Annotated in this window: 19 protein-coding genes; 11 read left to right on the top strand and 8 right to left on the bottom strand. The window is 68.5% G+C overall.

Annotation, left to right across the window (positions count from 1 at the left end; genetic code table 11):
* Window positions 1–5: 5 nt before the first annotated feature.
* Window positions 6–1,220, bottom strand: coding sequence for a molybdopterin molybdotransferase MoeA (moeA, locus tag EXE63_RS11080; protein WP_168141993.1), 1,215 nt, complete (start codon window positions 1,218–1,220; stop codon window positions 6–8).
* On the bottom strand, window positions 1,220–2,143 hold the full coding sequence (locus tag EXE63_RS11075) for an SDR family NAD(P)-dependent oxidoreductase (RefSeq protein WP_168141992.1): 924 nt from the start codon (window positions 2,141–2,143) through the stop codon (window positions 1,220–1,222). The genes moeA and EXE63_RS11075 overlap by 1 nt, the downstream gene beginning before the upstream one ends.
* 38 nt (window positions 2,144–2,181) lie before the next feature.
* Between EXE63_RS11075 and EXE63_RS11070 the strand changes: the two genes are divergently transcribed.
* The 3 genes from EXE63_RS11070 to EXE63_RS11060 are packed head-to-tail and all read left to right on the top strand — an operon-like array spanning window position 2,182 to window position 4,901.
* Window positions 2,182–2,676: a PH domain-containing protein gene (locus tag EXE63_RS11070; protein WP_234904448.1), complete on the top strand. Its 495-nt coding sequence runs from the start codon at window positions 2,182–2,184 to the stop codon at window positions 2,674–2,676.
* A gap of 53 nt (window positions 2,677–2,729) precedes the next feature.
* Window positions 2,730–4,076, top strand: coding sequence for a PH domain-containing protein (locus tag EXE63_RS11065; protein WP_234904447.1), 1,347 nt, complete (start codon window positions 2,730–2,732; stop codon window positions 4,074–4,076).
* A gap of 9 nt (window positions 4,077–4,085) precedes the next feature.
* Window positions 4,086–4,901 (top strand): HAD-IIA family hydrolase, encoded by an 816-nt coding sequence (locus EXE63_RS11060; RefSeq protein WP_168141990.1) that lies wholly within the window; start codon window positions 4,086–4,088, stop codon window positions 4,899–4,901.
* Here EXE63_RS11060 and EXE63_RS11055 read toward each other — a convergent pair.
* Both EXE63_RS11055 and EXE63_RS11050 read right to left on the bottom strand, forming a co-directional pair.
* Entirely contained in the window at window positions 4,898–6,610 is a 1,713-nt protein-coding gene (locus tag EXE63_RS11055) for a DEAD/DEAH box helicase (protein ID WP_168141989.1), read from the bottom strand. The genes EXE63_RS11060 and EXE63_RS11055 overlap by 4 nt on opposite strands.
* An 87-nt stretch (window positions 6,611–6,697) precedes the next feature.
* The gene (locus EXE63_RS11050; protein WP_168141988.1) at window positions 6,698–7,594 is read right to left on the bottom strand and encodes an SDR family NAD(P)-dependent oxidoreductase; all 897 of its coding nucleotides are present in this window, start codon (window positions 7,592–7,594) and stop codon (window positions 6,698–6,700) included.
* 88 nt (window positions 7,595–7,682) lie between these two features.
* Here EXE63_RS11050 and EXE63_RS11045 point away from each other — a divergent pair, with 88 nt between their 5' ends.
* Both EXE63_RS11045 and groL read left to right on the top strand, forming a co-directional pair.
* Window positions 7,683–8,222, top strand: coding sequence for a TetR/AcrR family transcriptional regulator (locus tag EXE63_RS11045; protein ID WP_168141987.1), 540 nt, complete (start codon window positions 7,683–7,685; stop codon window positions 8,220–8,222).
* 180 nt (window positions 8,223–8,402) lie between these two features.
* The gene (gene groL, locus EXE63_RS11040; RefSeq protein WP_105362973.1) at window positions 8,403–10,028 is read left to right on the top strand and encodes a chaperonin GroEL; all 1,626 of its coding nucleotides are present in this window, start codon (window positions 8,403–8,405) and stop codon (window positions 10,026–10,028) included.
* 117 nt (window positions 10,029–10,145) lie between these two features.
* Here groL and EXE63_RS11035 read toward each other — a convergent pair whose 3' ends face one another.
* Entirely contained in the window at window positions 10,146–10,961 is an 816-nt protein-coding gene (locus EXE63_RS11035; protein WP_234904446.1) for an endonuclease domain-containing protein, read from the bottom strand.
* 76 nt (window positions 10,962–11,037) lie between these two features.
* On the bottom strand, window positions 11,038–11,412 hold the full coding sequence (locus EXE63_RS11030) for a pyridoxamine 5'-phosphate oxidase family protein (protein ID WP_168141986.1): 375 nt from the start codon (window positions 11,410–11,412) through the stop codon (window positions 11,038–11,040).
* Between the two features lie 51 nt (window positions 11,413–11,463).
* Between EXE63_RS11030 and EXE63_RS11025 the strand changes: the two genes are divergently transcribed.
* Window positions 11,464–11,925: a hypothetical protein gene (locus tag EXE63_RS11025; RefSeq protein ID WP_234904445.1), complete on the top strand. Its 462-nt coding sequence runs from the start codon at window positions 11,464–11,466 to the stop codon at window positions 11,923–11,925.
* A 19-nt stretch (window positions 11,926–11,944) separates the two neighbouring features.
* Window positions 11,945–12,769, top strand: coding sequence for an SDR family NAD(P)-dependent oxidoreductase (locus EXE63_RS11020; RefSeq protein WP_168141985.1), 825 nt, complete (start codon window positions 11,945–11,947; stop codon window positions 12,767–12,769).
* On the opposite strand, the gene EXE63_RS11015 is transcribed toward EXE63_RS11020, so the two are convergent.
* Both EXE63_RS11015 and EXE63_RS11010 read right to left on the bottom strand, forming a co-directional pair.
* Window positions 12,758–13,312: a carboxymuconolactone decarboxylase family protein gene (locus tag EXE63_RS11015; protein ID WP_168141984.1), complete on the bottom strand. Its 555-nt coding sequence runs from the start codon at window positions 13,310–13,312 to the stop codon at window positions 12,758–12,760. The genes EXE63_RS11020 and EXE63_RS11015 overlap by 12 nt on opposite strands.
* A complete protein-coding gene (locus EXE63_RS11010) occupies window positions 13,309–15,045 on the bottom strand; it encodes an N-acyl-D-amino-acid deacylase family protein (RefSeq protein ID WP_168141983.1) in 1,737 nt (578 codons plus the stop codon). The genes EXE63_RS11015 and EXE63_RS11010 overlap by 4 nt, the downstream gene beginning before the upstream one ends.
* Window positions 15,046–15,067: 22 nt before the next feature.
* Between EXE63_RS11010 and EXE63_RS11005 the strand changes: the two genes are divergently transcribed.
* From EXE63_RS11005 to EXE63_RS10990, 4 genes are read left to right on the top strand one after another with little or no spacing between them, the layout of a single operon-like run.
* Complete coding sequence (locus EXE63_RS11005) at window positions 15,068–15,457, top strand: VOC family protein (protein ID WP_168141982.1); 390 nt, start codon at window positions 15,068–15,070, stop codon at window positions 15,455–15,457.
* 33 nt (window positions 15,458–15,490) lie between these two features.
* On the top strand, window positions 15,491–16,492 hold the full coding sequence (locus tag EXE63_RS11000; protein ID WP_168141981.1) for a hypothetical protein: 1,002 nt from the start codon (window positions 15,491–15,493) through the stop codon (window positions 16,490–16,492).
* Between the two features lie 14 nt (window positions 16,493–16,506).
* A complete protein-coding gene (locus EXE63_RS10995; protein ID WP_168141980.1) occupies window positions 16,507–17,019 on the top strand; it encodes a mycothiol transferase in 513 nt (170 codons plus the stop codon).
* Between the two features lie 53 nt (window positions 17,020–17,072).
* Window positions 17,073–18,584: an aldehyde dehydrogenase family protein gene (locus EXE63_RS10990; RefSeq protein ID WP_168141979.1), complete on the top strand. Its 1,512-nt coding sequence runs from the start codon at window positions 17,073–17,075 to the stop codon at window positions 18,582–18,584.
* Window positions 18,585–18,640: the final 56 nt, after the last annotated feature.

The raw sequence follows: 18,640 nt of genomic DNA, 5'->3' as shown, positions 1-18,640 counted from the left end.
TGGGGTCAGGAAGTCGACAGGTCCCACACATCGACCTGTGACCCGGCGGCCACCTTGTCGACACCGCGGGGGATGTCCAGCAGGCAGTTCGACGATGCCAGCCAGCGCAGGTGATGCGAGGCGGGCGGACCGTAGCTGGTGACGACGGCCTGCCCCTTCTCGAAGCCGAGTACACCGCGGCGGAACTGCCGTTTGCCGGCCGGGGAGGTCAGGTCCTCGGCGAGTGTGGCGGTGATGCGGGGGCGATCGGCGGGCAGGCCCATCGCGGCGCGCAGCGGCGGACGCAGGAACACCTCGAAGGACACCAGGGCGCTGACCGGGTTGCCGGGCAGGGTGACGATGGGGACGCCGGCCACCCGCCCGCAACCCTGCGGCATCCCCGGCTGCATGGCCACCTTCACGAATTCGACCTGTCCACCGAGGGCATCCTTGACCACTTCGTAGGCGCCCGCGCTCACCCCGCCGGTCGTGATGATCAGGTCGGCCTGCCCGGCGTGGGCCGCCAGCGCGGCCAGGAAGGTATCGACGTCGTCACCGACCATCGTCGAGGCGATCACCTCGGCGCCCACATCACGCACGGCGGCGGCCAGCATCACCGCATTGGACTCGTAGATCTGGCCGGGCAACAGCGGTGTGCCGGGCGCGACCAGCTCCGTTCCCGTCGACATCACCAGCACCCGGGGCCGCGGCAGCACGCTCACCTCGGCCAGGCCCAGCGCGGCGACCAGGCCCAGTGCGGCCGGGGTGAGCCGCTGACCGGCCCGCAGCACCGTGGTCCCGGCGGCGACGTCCTCACCGGCCCGCCGGATGTGCTGGCCGTCCTTGGTGGCGGCGCGGATCTGCACCTGCGCGGCACTGGCGGAGAAGTCCGCGTCCGTGGACTCGACGGGGACCACGGTGGTGGCCCCGGGCGGCAGCGGCGCCCCGGTCATGATGCGTTGTGCGGTGCCGGGTTTCAGCGGCTGGGTATCGGTGCGCCCGGCCGGGATGTCATCGGTGACCGGCAGGGTGACCGGGTTCTCGGCGCTGGCCGCGGCGATATCGGTGGCCAGCACCGCGAAACCGTCCATCGCCGAATTGTCGAAACCGGGCAGCGACAGTCCGGCGACGACATCGCCGGCCAGCACCAGCCCGAGAGCGTCGCCCGGAGCCATCGTCACGGCCGCCCGGGCCCGCACCAGGCCGGCGACGACCTGCTGGTGTTCCTCGACCGAACGCATCAGAGCGGGAACGTGACGCCGGTCAGTTCCTCGGACACCGTCCACAGCCGCTGCTGGATGGCGGTGTCGTGGGACTGCGCGCTGGAGGTCACCAGCTGCGGATGGCCGACCAATCCCATGGCGGCGACCGGGAAGGCCGGCCCGTAGTACTGCCCGCCGCGGACATCCTTGGCGGTGGCGGCGCGCAGGGTCGCCAGCGCGCCGACCAACGGCGAGTTGGTGACCAGGCCGGCCAGGGTGTCGAACCCGGGCAGGGTGTTTCCGGGGGTGTGCCGCATCAGTTCGGTGTTGGAGACACCGGGGTGGGCGGCCACCGACAGGGTGTTCTTGCCGGCGAGGCGGCGGTTGAGGTCGTAGCTGAACATCAGGTTGGCCAGCTTGGCCTGCCCGTAGGCGGCGACCCGGTTGTACTTCTTGCGTTCCCACTGCAGATCGTCGAAGTCGATCTTGGCCTGATTGCGGTGGGCGATGCTGGCGACCGTGACCACCCGCGAATTCTCTACGGGCAGAATGTTTTCCAGCAGCAGGCCGGTCAGGGCGAAGTGTCCGAGATGGTTGGTGCCGAACTGCAGTTCGAAACCGTCGGCGGTGGTCTGCTTGGGCGGGTACATGACGCCGGCGTTGTTGATCAGCAGATCGATACGCGGGTAGTCGGTCGTGAGCTGGGCGGCCGCGGTGCGGACCGACTGCAGCGAGCCCAGGTCGAGGGCCGCCACCTTGAGATCGGCATCGGGCACGGCGGCGCGGATCTTGGCCGCCGCCTGGTCGCCCTTGGCGGTGTCGCGTACCGCGATGACGACGTGGGCGCCGCGTTCGGCGAGCACCCGGGCCGTTTCGTAGCCGAGGCCGGTATTGGAGCCCGTGACGATCGCGACCCGTCCGGACTGGTCAGGGACATGTGCTTCGGTCCATTTCTGGCTCATGCCTAGAACATACGGTCCCGGACCGCCATGCTCGAGTGATGGGTGCACCTGTGCTGATGGCCGAACCCGCCTATCCACCCAGTCGCAGCGCACCGTTGGTGTGGGCGCTGGGGGCGGCGATTCCGTGGCTGGCCATTGCGTTCGGCCAGGTCGTATGGTTCGTCCTGGACGGCCGGATGCCGTGGCTGCATGCGGGCGCGGCGGGCGCCACCGTGGTGGGTGCGCTGGTGTCGGTGGTGGTCGCGCCGATCTGGCGGTACCGGGTGCACCGATGGGAGATCAGCCCGCAGGCGGTGTTCACCCGCAGCGGATGGCTGGTGCAGGAACGCCGTATCGCCCCGATATCGCGGGTGCAGACCGTCGACACCTACCGGGGGCCGCTGGACCGGTTGTTCGGTCTGGCCAACGTGACGGTGACGACGGCGTCCTCGGCGGGTGCGGTGCGCATCGTCGCCCTCGACACCGCGGTCGCCGATCAGGTGGTCGCCCAGCTGACCGACATCGCCGCCCTCGGCGGCCACGATGCGACATGAGTGATACTGCCTCGCTCCCCAATATGCAGGATTGGCAGCGTCTTTCACCCCGTATGTTGCTGGTTCACCCGGTTCACGAGGTGCTCAACCAGTTGCCACTGCTGATCGGCGCGATCGTGCTGGGTTCGGCCACCCAGAATCCGGTGTGGTCGCTGGTCGGCGTGGGCGTGATCGTGGTGCTGGGCCTGGCCAGGTGGTTCACCACCAGCTACCGCATCGATGACCGGGACGTCGCACTGCGCACCGGCCTGCTGCAGCGCAACGAACTGTCGGTGCCGCGCAACCGGATCCGTTCGGTGCAGACCGAGGCGCGGCTGCTGCACCGGTTGCTCGGACTGACCGTGCTGCGGGTCAGTACCGGGCAGGAGGCCAAGGGCGACAATGCCTTCGAGCTCGACGCCGTGCGCTCCGATCAGGTCGTCGGGTTGCGTGCGATATTGCTCGGTGAGCACCGTGATGATGCCCCCGAGGCCGAGCCGTTGGCGTCCTGGGAACCGTCCTGGTTGCGGTACAGCGCGTTGAGCTGGTCGGGTCTGCTGATGATCGGTGCCGCCCTGGGCGTGGCCTACCAGGCCGGCTTCGGTGATCTGCTGCAACAGTGGGTGCTGATGTTCGGCGGTGCCTGGCTGATCCTCGCCGCGGTGACTGCCGGGGTGGTGTTGGCGGTCGGGCGGTCGCTGCTCACCTACGGGAATCTGGTCCTCACCCGCCGTGCCGACACGCTCAACCTGGTGCACGGCCTGCTGAAGATTCGGGAGCACACCTATGACCTGCGCCGGTTACGTGGGGGCACCCTGCGCGAGCCGCTGCTGGTGCGCGCCCTGGGCGGGGCCCGCCTGGACGCCGTGATGACCGGGGTGGCGGGCGCGGGGGAGTCCTCGCTGCTGTTGCCGGCCTGCCCTGCCGGTACCGCGCGGCGGGTACTGACCGAGCTGGTGGGGGAACCCGGTGTCGTGGACGCAGCGCTGGTGGCCCACGGGCCGGTCGCGGCGCGGCGGCGGTGGGTGCGGGCGTTGGTGTTCCCGGTGGTGATGGCCGCGATGCTTGTGCTTGCGCCGGTTCCGGGTTGGGCGTGGGGGTTCTGGGTCGTCCTGGTCGTGTGCTGTGTGCTGCTGGCTCTCGATCGGGTGCGTGCGCTGGGGCACCGGGTGGACGGACGGTGGCTGGTGACCCGCGCCGGCAGCGTCGAACGCCGGCGCGATTGTGTGCAGACGGCGGGCATCATCGGGTGGACCGTGCGCCAGACCTGGTTTCAGCGTCGCGCCGGGGTGGCGACCCTGGTGGCGGCCACCGCCGCGGGCACCAAGCGCTATGTCCTGATCGATGTGCCCGCCGAGCTGGCGTGGACGGTGGCGGCGACGGCCTCCCCGTGGGTCGCAGACAGCGTGTGGTGCGCCTAGTCTCGCTGCATGGCAATCGGTGGAGTGCTTTTCGATATCGACGGGGTGCTGGTGACCTCGTGGCAGCCGATCGACGGTGCTGCCCGAACGCTGCAGGTGCTGGCGGACAACCAGATTGCCCGGTCCTATCTGACGAACACCACCACCCGCACCCGCACCCAGATCGCCGATCTGCTGACCAAGGCGGGGATGTCGGTGAACCCCGACGAGGTGATCACCGCCGCCGCCCTGACGGCCGACTACGTCCGTGACCGGTACCCGGGGGCGCGATGTTTCCTGGTCAACAGCGGGCAGATCGCCGAAGACATGCCGGGCATCGACATCGTGTACTCCAGCGAGTGCAGCGGGCCGGGCGCGCCGGAGACGCCCGACGTGGTGCTCCTCGGTGGCGCCGGCCCCGAATACAGTCACCTCACCCTGTCGTGGGTGTACGACTGGATGGCCCAGGGCGTGCCAGTGGTCGCCATGCACCGCAGCATGTCGTGGACCACCACCGACGGGCTGCGCATCGATACCGGGATGTACCTGCACGGCATGGAGGAGTGCTCGGGGCGCAAGGCGACCGCCGTCGGCAAGCCCGCACCCGAGGGATTCCTGTCCGCCGCCGGACGGCTCGGGGTGGATGCCGACGAGATGTACATGGTCGGTGACGACCTGAACAACGATGTGCTGGCCGGGCAGGTGGTCGGCATGACGGGTGTGCTGGTGCGCACCGGAAAGTTCCGGCAGGACACGTTGGACCGTTGGGCCGCAGACGAATTCGCCATGCAACCCAGTCATGTCATCGAGTCGGTGGCCGATCTGCCGGAGTTGTTGGGGCTTTAACGCTGCGAGGCGCTCAGGCTGCGCACCGCATCGATACGGGCCTTGATCTGCTCACCGCTGGCCGCCGCCAGCGGTGGGCCACCGCAGATCTGGCGCAGCTCGTTGTGGATCTGCCCGTGCGTCTTGCCGGTGCGGTGATGAGCTATCGACACCAGGGTATTCAGCTCGCGTCGGAGCTCCTGGAGCTGGCCGTGCGTGGTCCGCGGCGCAGGCAGCCCGGCCGCGCCGGCCGCGGCGGTCCGCTTCTGCAACTGCTCGTCCTGGCGGCGGCTCAGCAGATCGCGCATCTGACCGGCGTCGAGCAGCCCGGGGATACCGAGATAGTCGGCCTCCTCGTCACTGCCGGCCGCGGCCGCGGTGCCGAACGATGATCCGTCGAAGATGACCTGGTCGAGTTCGGCGTCTGCGCCCAGAGATTCGTAACCCCGGTCCTGGTCGGTGTTCTCGTCCTTGGTCTTGTTGGCGTCCTCGATCAGCTCATCGTCGAGGCCGTCGGATTCGCGGTGCGGCTTGCCGAGTACGTGGTTGCGTTGGGCTTCCAGCTCGCTGGCCAGCTGCAGCAGGTTGGGCACCGAGGGCAGGAAGATGCTGGCGGTCTCGCCGGGCTGCCTGCTGCGCACGAAGCGCCCGATGGCCTGGGCGAAGAACAGCGGGGTCGACGCGCTGGTGGCGTAGACACCGACCGCCAGCCGGGGCACGTCCACACCCTCGGACACCATGCGCACCGCGACCATCCAGGGCTCCGAGGACTCGGAGAACTCCGAGATGCGCCTCGACGCCGTCGGATCGTCGGAGAGCACCACGGTCGGGGTGGTGCCGGTGATGGTGGTCAGCAACTTCGCGTAGGCACGTGCAGTGGTCTGGTCGGTGGCGATGATCATGCCGCCCGCGTCGGGCACATGCTCACGCTTCTGCATCAGCCGCTTGTGGGCGGCGGCGATGACCGCGGGCATCCACTGGCCCTCGGGGTTGAGCGCCGTGCGCCAGGCCCGTGCGGTCTGTTCGGCATTCAGCGGTTCACCGAGACGTGCGGCGTGTTCCTCGCCGGCACTGTCGCGCCAGCGCGCCTCACCGGAGTAGGCCATGAACACCACGGGGCGCACCACGCTGTCGGCCAGTGCGTCGGCGTAGCCGTAGACGTGATCGGCCTTGGAGCGCTGGAAACCCGCGCCGTCGGTCTCGTAGGTGACGAACGGGATGGGGCTGTCATCGGAGCGGAACGGCGTCCCGGTCAGCGCGAGGCGCCGCGTCGCATCGTCGTAGGCCTCCCGGATGGCGTCACCCCACGTCTTGGCGTCGCCGCCGTGGTGGATCTCGTCGAAGATGACCAGCGTCTTGTAGTTCTCGGTGCGCACCCGGTGCCGGGTCGGGTGGCTGGCCACCTGGGCGTAGGTGACGACGATCCCGTGATAGTCACTGGAGGTCTGCGCCGCCGAGTTGCTGAACTTGGGATCCAGTGCCATCCCGAACCGGGCGGCCGCCTGCGCCCACTGGGTCTTGAGATGCTCGGTGGGCACCACCACCACAACCTGCGCCACCGTGCCGTCACCCAGTAGCTCCGCGGCGATGCGCAGCGCAAAGGTGGTCTTGCCGGCACCTGGCGTCGCGACAGCCAGGAAGTCCTTCGGCCTGGCGGCGAGATACTTCACCAACGCCCGGCGTTGCCAGCCCCGCAATGCCTGGGTGCTGGGCGCTTCGAATGCCCGCACCCGGACTCCTATCTGGTCGAAGGGCAGTCTAGGGCAAGGGGTTCCGTGTTCGCATATCCGCAGGAGACGTGTCGCTCATCCGGGTGGTCAGACGGCGAAATTGACGCCGGTGAGCTCCTCGGAGACCGCCCACAGCCGGCGCTGCAGGCCCAGATCGTAGGACTGCGCGCTGCTGGCCACCACGACCGGGTTGCCCTTCTGTTGGGCTATGCCGTCAGGGCCGTAGTACTGGCCGCCCAGGGCACCGGGGTCGGTGGCCGCCCGCAGCGACGGGAGCGCCCCGCCCGCCGGGCTCTGCGCGATCAACGGGCTGACCGCCTGGAAGGCCCGCTGCAGGGCAGTCGGCACGTTGCGGGCCAGCTCGGTGGTGGACGTACCCGGGTGCGCGGCCAGGGCGATGGTCTTGCCCCGCGGTGCCAGCCGGCGCTGGAGCTCGTAGGTGAACAGCAGGTTGGCCAGCTTGGACTGCGTGTAGGCGCCCATCCGGCTGTACGAGCGCTCCCACTGCAGATCGTCGAAGTGGATGGCGCCACCCATCTTGTGGCCGTTGCTGCTGACCGTCACGATGCGGGCGCCTTCAACATCGAGGATGGCGTCGAGCAATAAACCGGTCAGCGCGAAGTGGCCGAGGTGGTTGGTGCCGAACTGCAGCTCGAAGCCGTCCTTGGTGGTGCCCTTGGGCGTGGTCATGACACCGGCGTTGTTGATCAACAGGTCGATCTTGTCGTGACCTCCCTTCAGGGCCTCGGCGGCCTCGCGGACCGACGCCAGTGAGGTCAGGTCGAGTTCCTGGACGGTCACCGTGCCGGGCAGCTGCGCGGCGGCCTGCTTGCCCTTGGCGGTGTCACGCACCGCGATGACGACGTGGGCGCCGGCGGCGGCCAGCGCCCTGGCGGTCTCGAAGCCCAGTCCGGTGTTGGCGCCGGTGATGACGGCCGTACGGCCGGTCTGGTCCGGAATGTCGGCGGTGGTCCATGCGGTCATGAGAGATATCCTGTCAGAAGTGGAGGAGTCGTTCCGTATATGCGGAACGCGCGCCCCGCTTCGTTTAGTTCCCGGGAGGCCGAAAAAGATGCGCGCCGATGCGGCACGGAACCGCGCACGGGTCCTCGAGGTGGCCTACGACACCTTCGCCACCGACGGCCTCGGCGTGCCCATCGACGAGATCGCCCGGCGTGCCGGCGTCGGCGCGGGCACCGTCTACCGGCACTTTCCGGCAAAGGAAGATCTGTTCCGGGCGGTGATCGAGGACCGGATGCGCAACATCGTCGACGAGGGACGCGCGCTGCTCGATGCGGATCCGGCCGGTGGGATCTTCACCTTGATGAGGGCGATGGTGCTTGAGTGGGGCGCCACCGACCGCGGACTGGTCGAGGCATTCGCCGGTGCCGGCGTCGACATCAACCGTGCGGTGCCCGACGCCGAGGCCGAGTTTCTCGGCATGGTCGCAGACCTGCTGGCCGCCGGCCAGGCCGCCGGAACCGTGCGTGCCGATGTCACGGTGCCGGCGGTCAAAGGGCTCGTCGTGGGGTTGCAAGCGATGCAGGCCTACAACTCCACGGTCGCCGAAACGGGATTGGCCGTGGTGTTCGACGGGCTACGCGCCAAGTGAACAGGCGCTGACCAACCTTGCACTCGCCAAGGGCGAGTGCTAAAAATGACGTTGGCACTCTCGATCTGTGAGTGCTAGGTCGGGCCGGTGAGGCAGGGAGCACACCCACGCCGTCCGTCGCGGGCACTGAACCCGACCACAAAGACACGTGCTATCCCCAATCCGGAGGAACACTTCGCAATGGCCAAGACAATTGCGTATGACGAAGAGGCCCGCCGCGGCCTCGAGCGGGGCCTCAATGCCCTCGCTGACGCCGTAAAGGTGACGCTCGGCCCCAAGGGCCGCAACGTCGTCCTGGAGAAGAAGTGGGGCGCCCCCACGATCACCAACGATGGTGTGTCCATCGCCAAGGAGATCGAGCTGGAGGACCCGTACGAGAAGATCGGCGCTGAGCTGGTCAAAGAGGTCGCCAAGAAGACCGATGACGTCGCAGGCGACGGCACCACCACCGCCACCGTGCTGGCCCAGGCACTGGTTCGCGAAGGTCTGCGTAACGTCGCGGCCGGCGCCAACCCACTCGGCCTGAAGCGCGGCATCGAAAAGGCCGTCGCGGCCGTCACCGAGCGCCTGCTCTCGACCGCCAAAGAGGTCGAGACCAAGGAGCAGATCGCTGCCACCGCCGGCATCTCCGCCGGTGACCAGTCCATCGGTGACCTGATCGCCGAGGCGCTGGACAAGGTCGGCAACGAGGGTGTCATCACCGTCGAGGAGTCCAACACCTTCGGCCTGCAGCTCGAGCTCACCGAGGGCATGCGCTTCGACAAGGGCTACATCTCGGGTTACTTCGTGACCGACGCCGAGCGCCAGGAAGCCGTCCTGGAGGATCCCTACATCCTGCTGGTCAGCTCCAAGGTCTCGACCGTCAAGGACCTGCTGCCCCTGCTGGAGAAGGTCATCCAGTCCGGCAAGCCGTTGCTGATCATCGCCGAGGACGTCGAGGGCGAAGCCCTGTCGACCCTGGTGGTCAACAAGATCCGTGGCACCTTCAAGTCCGTCGCCGTCAAGGCACCGGGCTTCGGTGACCGCCGCAAGGCCATGCTGCAGGACATCGCGATCCTGACCGGTGGCCAGGTTGTCAGCGAAGAGGTCGGCCTCTCGCTGGAGACCGCGGACATCGCCCTGCTGGGTACCGCCCGCAAGGTCGTCATCACCAAGGATGAGACCACCATCGTCGAGGGCGCGGGCGACTCCGACGCCATCGCCGGTCGGGTGGCCCAGATCCGCGCCGAGATCGAGAACAGCGACTCCGACTACGACCGCGAGAAGCTGCAGGAGCGCCTGGCCAAGCTGGCCGGCGGCGTTGCAGTCATCAAGGCCGGAGCTGCCACCGAGGTGGAGCTCAAGGAGCGCAAGCACCGCATCGAGGACGCCGTCCGCAACGCGAAGGCTGCCGTCGAAGAGGGCATCGTCGCCGGTGGTGGCGTGGCTCTGCTGCAGTCGGCTCCGGCGCTCGACGAGCTGAAGCTCGAGGGTGACGAGGCCACCGGTGCCAACATCGTGCGCGTCGCGCTGTCGGCTCCGCTCAAGCAGATCGCCTTCAACGGTGGTCTGGAGCCCGGTGTCGTCGCCGAGAAGGTGTCGAACCTGCCCGACGGTCACGGCCTGAACGCCGCGACCAACGTGTACGAAGACCTGCTGGCCGCCGGCGTTGCCGACCCGGTCAAGGTCACCCGCTCGGCGCTGCAGAATGCGGCGTCCATCGCGGCGCTGTTCCTCACCACCGAGGCCGTCGTCGCCGACAAGCCGGAGAAGGCGTCCGCACCCGCGGGCGACCCGACCGGTGGCATGGGCGGTATGGACTTCTAAGTCCTGTTTGTCGGGAAGAGCCCGGTCAGCTTCGGCAGGCCGGGCTTTTTCGTGTTCAGTGTCCACGCAATGTCACCCTGACAGCGTCGCCGCGCCTATATATCCATGGCGTGGCTGTCAGAGTGACATTGCGATTGGCCCGCGATGTGCGCGCCGGCGGATGACCGCCAGAATGTCGGCGCAGACCACGTCCCAGCGATAGACAACGTCCTCATAAGTCAGTCGAATCACCAAGAACCCCAGGCCGGTAGCCACTCTGTCCCGCGTCCGGTCGGATTGGTACCTGGGGAGGTGGTGCTCGCGGCTGTCGGCTTCGATGATGAGCCGATCGCCCACGAGGAAGTCGACCCGCCCGACTCCCTGAATGTCCACCTGGGACCGCAAGCGGATTCCCTGGGCGTGCAGTCGTAACCGGATGATCGTCTCGGTACCGGACTCGCTCTTGGCGTCGCACCGCTCGGCGAGGTTCAGGTGCGCATAGCGGGACGCGGCCACAATCGCTCGCGCATCCGCCATCTCGATCATCTGCTTGTTCAGCATCGAGTCCAGAACAATGACGATGCCCTCGGTGCCGAGGCAGTTCGCCGCTGCCGCGACCGCGATGTCCACCGGGTCGACGGCGCCGACGATGGGTGGATCCAGACGATACGGATGGCAGGATCGAATTCCCGCACGCGACCGGCGTGCCCGCGACGAGTACCGGACGTGCAGCGCGGAGTCGGGAACCCAGACTCGGCGCAGGCGCAGCGCTGAGACGCAACTCAGCACACCGCCGGCTGAGACCGCGCGGACCACCAGTGGGTCGGCCGATTGCGCGGCATACCAGCCGCGCCGCACCTGCAGCCAACCCCGCGCCGACATCCCGGCGGCACGAAGCTGAGCGGTGGACACCACCCCGCCATTCGCCGCGAGCATGTGCGCAATTCCGGACACCCCTCAATTGCAGTCCACGAGAAGTGGCCGACGACAGACCAGATCGCCAACCTGTGGATAACTCCGCGAGGTCCGGTCAGCCCTTCAGCGGGAGGCAGTCGTGCAGGCCGGCGGGGTCGGTGCCCGCACCCGGTTCGATGGCGCTGCGGTGCAGCACCGCGCGACTCGGGGTCAGGCGTACGCCGCCATCGGTGAGCTCGGCGGTGCCGTCGACGATCAGCGAGTAGCCGGTCGGCTCCCGCGGCGGCCACAGCACCGTGACGGCATCGTGTGCGGCGGCGTTGCGCGCGGTGGTCTTGCCGACCGGGCCGATGGTGAACGCACCACCCTCGAAGATCGGAGTCACCGCCACCGTGTGGGCCCGGAAATCGTCGCCGACGGTGATCAGATACCCCAGGGGGAAATCGGCCAGGGTCTGCCCGAGCTTGTCCAGATCCACCTTCACGCTCATGAAACGACACTATGCGAGTCGCGGGCGGCGGTGCAGTGCACAATCAAGTCCATGCAGCTGATCGGCTATGGAACGCCGCAGATCGATGTCGCGTCGGTGCCCGGGCTGGGGGAGGCCTTGCGCTGGACCGAGGTCACCGCCCGGCGAACCGCCCGCCGCGCCGCGGCGTTGGCATCGCTGATCGACCGGGCGGGTTCGACGCTCGACGATATCGCCGAGCTCCGCCGCGCGGCGCAGATCATTGCCGGTAGCTTGTCCGAGCTCGGCGACAGTGCTGCGGGCATCGACCGCAATGCGAGCAAGATCGCCGACGAGATCGCTGGGCTCAGTACCGCGGCGCAGGGCATCGACACCCACGCCGAGAAGCTGGCGACCGGGATCGACGAACTCATGGCGATCCTGCCCACGCTGCGCCGGCTCACCGAGATCGTCGATCCGCTCGACAACACGGTGGTCCGCCTCGGCAAGTTCGTCGACCGGATACCGGGCTCCGGCCGCCGTCGCGCCCCCTGACGATCGGTTAGCGTGAGACATGCCGTTGCCCGCACCGTCTCCGACCACCACAGCCGTCATCACAGGGGCGTCGGCGGGTATCGGGGCCGATATCGCCCGTGAGCTCGTTTCCCGCGGATACGGGGTCACCCTGGTCGCGCGGCGCGAGGACAAGCTGCGCGAGCTGGCCGCCGAACTGTCCGGATCGGCCCGGGCGGAGGTCATCGCCTGCGACGTCTCCGATCCCGGGGCTCGCGCCGGACTGCTCGACGAGGTCGAGCGACGCGGACTGCAGGCCGACATCCTGGTCAACAATGCCGGCATCGGCACCATGGGCGCGGTCAAGGACGCGGACGTGGCCGACGAGATCGCCCAGATCCGGGTCAACGTGGAGGCCGTCATCGACCTGACGACGCGTGCGGTGCAGCGGATGGTCCCGCGCGGTCGCGGTGCCATCCTCAACGTCGGCTCGACCGCCGGTTTCCACCCCTTCCCCGGGCAGGCCGGCTACGCGGCGACCAAGGCGTTCGTCCGGTCCTACACCGACGGGCTGCGCGCCGAGTTGGCCGGCACTGGTGTCACCGTGGCGACACTGAACCCCGGCCCGGTGCGCACCGAGTTCATCGCGGCCGCCGGAATGGACGAACGTGAATTCGCGGACGCCTTCCCGAAATTCATGTGGATGCCCGCGCGCGACGTCGCCAGGACCGGCATCGACGCCCTGGCCGGCGACCGTGGCAGCGTCATCCCGGGAGTGGCCAGCCAGCTGTCCACCCGGCTCTTCCAGCTGATCCCGAAGCGGCTGCTGCTGCCGGTGCTGGCCAAGCAGCATCCCGCGCTGAAGCGGGCGTCCTCAGCCGGCTGACGGCCAGGGCCGCATCCAGCCCTCGACGGGTAGATCCAGCCCGTTGCACAGGGTGCAGATGGTCCGGTACCAGCCCACCGCGATCAGCAGCTCGAGGCGTTGTTCGTCGGAGAGGCTGTCGCCCAACGCGTTCCAGGTTGCCGTCGACCACGAACCGGACCCTTCGAGCTCGTCGACGGCGGCGATCAGCACCCGCTCATCCGACGACCATTCGACGGCCGCCCCGGTGACCAATGCGTCGCACTCGGCGTCGGACACCCCGGCAATCGGGCCCCAGAACGCCGCCTGGCCGCCCCACTCGTACCCGCAACCGACCAGCGCGCAGATCCGCAGGATCGCAATGGTGCGCACCCGTGGCGGCAGCAACGCGTCGACGTACAGCGCCTCTCCGAGCGTGCGCAGCCTGGCCGCCAGCGTCGGATGGCGCTGCAGCACCCGCACCAGCAGCAACGGTTCGTAGGTGCGGTCGGGATGGCCCCAGCTGGTGATGCCGGCGGTGTCCTCCTCGCTCCACGGGGGCGTGAGCGGTGCGACGCGGCTCACGAGGTGGGCGCGGCCTGGCGCCCGCGTACCAGCCGGCCCGGCCGTGCGTCGGTGGGCACCCCGTTCTCGGCGATGATCTCGCCGGACACGATGGTGGCGACATAGCCGTCGGCCCGCTGATCGAGCCGGCGGCCCCCGGCGGGCAGGTCGGCCTGCACCGTCGGCTGGTGCAGGCGCATCGCGGCGGCATCGATGATGTTGACGTCGGCCTTGTATCCCACGGTCAGCTGTCCGCGGTCGGCCATCCCGACGATCCGGGCCGGCACCGAGGTCAACTCCTTGATCACTCGCGGCAGCGGCAGCCGCCCCGCCGGGCGGTCGCGCACCCAGTGCGTCAGCATGTACGTGGGGAAGCTTGCGTCACAGATCATTCCGTAATGGGCGCCGCCATCGCCGAGGCCCAGGACGACGTCATCGCGCTGGATCAGCTCGGCCACCGTGTCCAGCGAGTGGTCGCGGAAATTGGCCAGCGTCACCAACAGCATGGCGTGACCGTCATCGTCGAGCAGGCGATCGTAGGCCTCCTCGAGTGGGCTGACATTGCGGGACCGGGCGCGTGCACCGATCGAATGCTCTTCCGCCGGTTCGTAGTTCGGCGGATCGCCGAGCGGGTACATGTAGTCCCAGGCCTGGGCGGCGAACATCAGGGGGTGCCCGTCAGCGGCCGGCGTGTCGGTCAGAATGCGTTCCCGCACGTCGGGCTTACGCATCTCGGCGACGCGTTCGGCGAGTGGCAGATCGGCGATCTCGCGGTAGGAGGGGTACATGACGAACGGGTTGCCGGACAGATCGAGTCCGAGCACCAGCCCGATCGGTCGCGGGAAGATCTGGCCCGTCACGATTGGTCCGTCGGCGCCTACCTTCGCATTGGCCTTCTCCACCATCCGCAACGCATCGAGATGGATCGGCGGACCGGCGTTGCCGATCGCGAGGGTGCACGTCACCGGCAGGCCCACCTCGGAGGCGACGTCGAACACCGCCTTCAGCGCCCCTTCGTAATCACCGGCCATCAGATCGGGTACGAACTGCAGCAGTCCACCGCCGGCGTCGTCGACCCCGCGGGCGATGGCCTCGATCTCGGCGTACTCGGCCTCGTAGCTCGGGATCGGTTGTCCGCCCGCGGTTTTGTGCAACGTGAGCCTCGACGACGCGAACCCGACGGCGCCGGCCCGGATGGCCTCCTCGGCGAGTTTGCGCATCAGTGCGAGGTCTTCGGCGGTGGGCAGTTCACGGTCGACGCCGCGCCGGCCCATGACGTACACCCGCAGCGGGGAATGCGGGAGGAAAGCGGCGACATCGATATCGCGGCGGCGGCTGTCGAGGGCGTCGAGGAACTCCGGGAAGGTCTCCCACGTCCACGGCAGGCCGTCGACCATCACAACACCGGGGATGTCCTCGACACCGGCCATCACGTCGACCAGGGTGTCGTGGTCCTCGGGTCGGCACGGCGCGAAGCCGACGCCGCAGTTGCCCATCACGGCGGTGGTCACCCCGTGCGCCGATGACGGTGTCATGCGGTCGCTCCAGATGGCCTGACCGTCGTAATGGGTGTGCAGGTCCACGAAGCCGGGCGTGACGAGCAGTCCGGTCGCGTCGATCTCCCGGTCGGCCGTGCCGTCGACGGTGCCCACGGCGGCGATCAGCCCGTCGGAGATCGCGACGTCCCCGATGTACGGATCGCCACCGAGTCCGTCGACGATGGTGCCGCCCCGGATAACGAGCTCATATGTCATACCCCGAATGTACGGTCACGGTGTGATAGATCACTTCGGAATCAACTGTGCGGATTGGGAGAAGTCGAAGGCCTTCTACGACAAGGTCCTCGGCGTACTGGGGTTCACCCGGCAGATGGATTTCCCGGTCGCCATCGGCTACGGCGTCGACGGCAAACCGGACTTCTGGATCGCAGATATGAGCGCCGGCGAGGCGGCCGGCCCGAACCGTGAGACGCATTTCGCGTTCCACGCCGCGGACACCGACGCGGTACAGGCGTTCTACGACGCGGCCCTGGAACTGGGTGCGGAGTCGCTGCACGCCCCGCGGCTGTGGCCCGAGTATCACCCGGGCTACTTCGGGGCGTTCGTCCGGGACCCGGACGGCAACAACGTGGAGGCGGTGTTCCACGGGGCGGCGCCGGCACACTAGAACGATCGTCCTAATCGTGATTGGATGGGCTGCGTGAAGCGATCGGCGTTGATGGCGGCCATGTCCACGGTGATGGTGTTCGCGGGGTGCGCACCCGCCCAGGACGACGACGCGGCCGCGCCGACTGCGCCACCTGCCGCGGAGACGACGAGCAGTCCGGTGCCGGTGGCCGCGCCGCCGGTCCCGCTGGACGGCCTCTATGTGATCGAGTGGACCGGCTCCGGCACCCGCAACGGTGTGGCCGTCGACGATCTGCGGCGCGAGAAGAACGGTTGGGCGTTTCGCACCGCGTGTGGGGACGACGGGTGCGTCGCCACCGGTGGCGGCATCCCCGATCCGGCGAAACCCGAAACCCCGCTGGCCGCGGTGCGCGTTGCCGACTACGCCCAAGGGCACTGGTCGATGGTCTGGACCGTGGACACCGGGCCGTCCTGCACCGGTGCCGACGGGGTGACCTACAGTGCGCCGGCGTGGTCGATCTGGGATATCGCGGTGGATGCCAAGGGCGCGCTGACGCCGACCGTGACGCTGGTGGGCGCCGGTGATTGCCCGTTCATCGAGGTGCACCGGCCGATCATGACCAAGGCCGACGACTCCCTCGGTGGCGTTCCGGTGCCGGATCCGGCGGACCAGCCGGCTCGGGTCGCCTCCGCGGCGGCGGGCTTCACCGGCGCGTACACGTTGACGCGCACGCCGCGGGGCCGCCCGGGTGCCGAGCAGGTAGCCAACCACGAAGTCGCCACGCATTGCCTGCGGGCCGAGCCCAGATGTGTCACCGTATCGGTGAACAGCGAAGCGCCCGAAGACTTCTCGGTGCTGCAGTTCGACGGCAACGGGTTCGGCCGCCGCTCGGCGGGGGTGAGCGAGCCGTGCGTCTCCGGGGGTGTCGGTGTCGCCGAGATCGTCGAGACGCTCAAGCCCGGCGGGACCGCGGCGCCGGTGCGCACGGTGTCTGGCGAGAGAGTGGCGACCTTCAGCGCCGGCTGTCGCGGCACCGTCACCGACGATGTCGAGTACCTGCTCGCCGCGCAGTGAGTACGTTGGCGAATATGAGTGATGCAGCCAGAGAACTGCTTCGGGACTCCTTCACCAGACTCGTCGAGCATGTCGACGAGCTGACCGATGGGCTGTCCGACGAGGTGTCGTGGTGGCAGCCGGTGGCCGGTGCGAACAGTGTTGCCTGGCTGATCTGGCACAGCGCCCGGCAGCACGATATCCAGCTGGCCGATATCGCGGGCACCGAGCAGGTGTGGATCCGGGACGGGTGGCGGGAACGCTTCGGGCTGGACCTGCCGGGCAATGACATGGGGTACGGGCACACCCCGGATGAGGTGGCCAAGGTGCGTGCCCCGGCGGACCTGCTTGCCGGCTACTACCGCGCGGTGCACAAGGTGACGTTGGAGTACATCGCGTCGATCGACGACGCCGAGTTGAACCGCATCGTCGACGACAACTGGGATCCGCCGGTGACGGCGAGCGTGCGGCTGGTCAGCATCGTCGACGACAGCGCACAGCACCTCGGGCAGGCCGCATACCTCAAGGGCACGCTGGCCCCGACTTGACAGGTGTCAACCCCGGTGCGAGCTACGTCACAGCCCCGGTTTAACATGGCTCCATGACTGCCACAGCAGACCGTTCCGACGTGTCGACCATCCTCAACCCCGCCACCGGCGCGGTGGCCGGCGAGGTGCGCTGGACCAACCCCGCCGATGTTCCACAGATCGCCGCCGGGCTGCGCGAGGCGCAGCGCGGATGGGAAGCCCGCGGCGCCAAGGGCCGCGCCAAGGTGCTCGCCCGCTACGCCGTCTGGCTGGGCGACCACCGTGACGAGATCGAGCGGTTGCTGATCGCCGAAACCGGCAAGTCGGCCACCGACGCGGCCCAAGAGGTGCCGCTGCTGATCATGATCCTGTCGTACTACATCAAGACGGTCGAGAAGGCGATGGCACCGGACAGCCGCCCCGCCCCGCTGCCGTTCCTGTCCATCAAGAAGATCGCCGTGCACTACCGGCCGCGTGCGGTCGTCGGGATCATCGCGCCGTGGAACTATCCCGTCGCCAACGCGATGATGGACGCCATCGGCGCGCTGGCCGCCGGCGCCGCGGTGCTGCTCAAACCGTCCGAGCGCACCCCGCTGACCGCCGAGGTGCTGCTCCGCGGCTGGCTGGATTCCGGCGCCCCCGAGGTACTGGCGCTGGCCCAGGGCGCGCGTGAGGTGTCCGAGGCCGTCATCGACAACTCCGATTACATCCAGTTCACCGGATCGTCGGCGACCGGCGTGAAGGTGATGGAGCGTGCCGCGCGCCGGCTCACCCCGGTCAGTCTCGAGTTGGGCGGCAAGGACCCGATGATCGTGCTCGACGACGCCGATGTGGAGCTTGCCGCGAATGCCGCGGTGTGGGGTGCGATGTTCAACGCGGGCCAGACCTGTGTGTCCGTCGAGCGGGTCTACGTGATGGAACAGGTCTACGACCAGTTCGTCGCCGCGGTGGTCAACGCCGTGCAGAACCTGAAGGTGGGTTCGGGGGAGGGCTACGACTTCGGCGCCCTGATCGACGAGTCCCAGGTGGCCATCACCGCCAGGCACGTCGACGATGCCCTGGCCAAGGGCGCCAAGGCGCTGACCGGCGGCAAGCGTTCCGAGGGAGCGGGCAGCTTCTACCCGCCCACGGTCCTCGTCGACGTCGACCACTCGATGGCGTGTATGACCGAGGAGACCTTCGGTCCCACGCTGCCGATCATGAAGGTGTCCTCCGTCGGTGAGGCCGTGCGGCTGGCCAACGACAGCCCGTACGGGCTGAGTGCGGCGGTGTTCTCCAAGGACATCGAGCGCGCCAAGGACATTGCGCTGCAGCTGGATTGCGGTGCCGTCAACGTCAACGACGTGATCTCCAACCTGATGTGCACCACCGCCCCGATGGGCGGCTGGAAGACCTCCGGGATCGGTGCGCGCTTCGGCGGCGTCGACGGCGTGCGCAAGTATTGCCGGCAGGAGACCGTGGTGGTGCCGCGGCTGAGCGTCGGCGCCGGTGGCAACTACTACAACAACTCGCTCAAGGCGCTGGCCCGGATGAACAAGATGATGACCAAGATGGCGCTGTCGCGACCCAGGCGCGAAGCGAAGTAGACCACCTGCTGTTCACCCGGACGTCACCGTCTCGTACGTCCGGGTGGATAGCTTCG

This window comes from Mycolicibacterium frederiksbergense, from assembly GCF_012223425.1.
GTDB lineage: Bacteria > Actinomycetota > Actinomycetes > Mycobacteriales > Mycobacteriaceae > Mycobacterium > Mycobacterium frederiksbergense.
The sequence above is the reverse complement of the archived record's forward strand: the minus strand, read 5'-3'. Positions and strand labels throughout refer to the sequence as shown.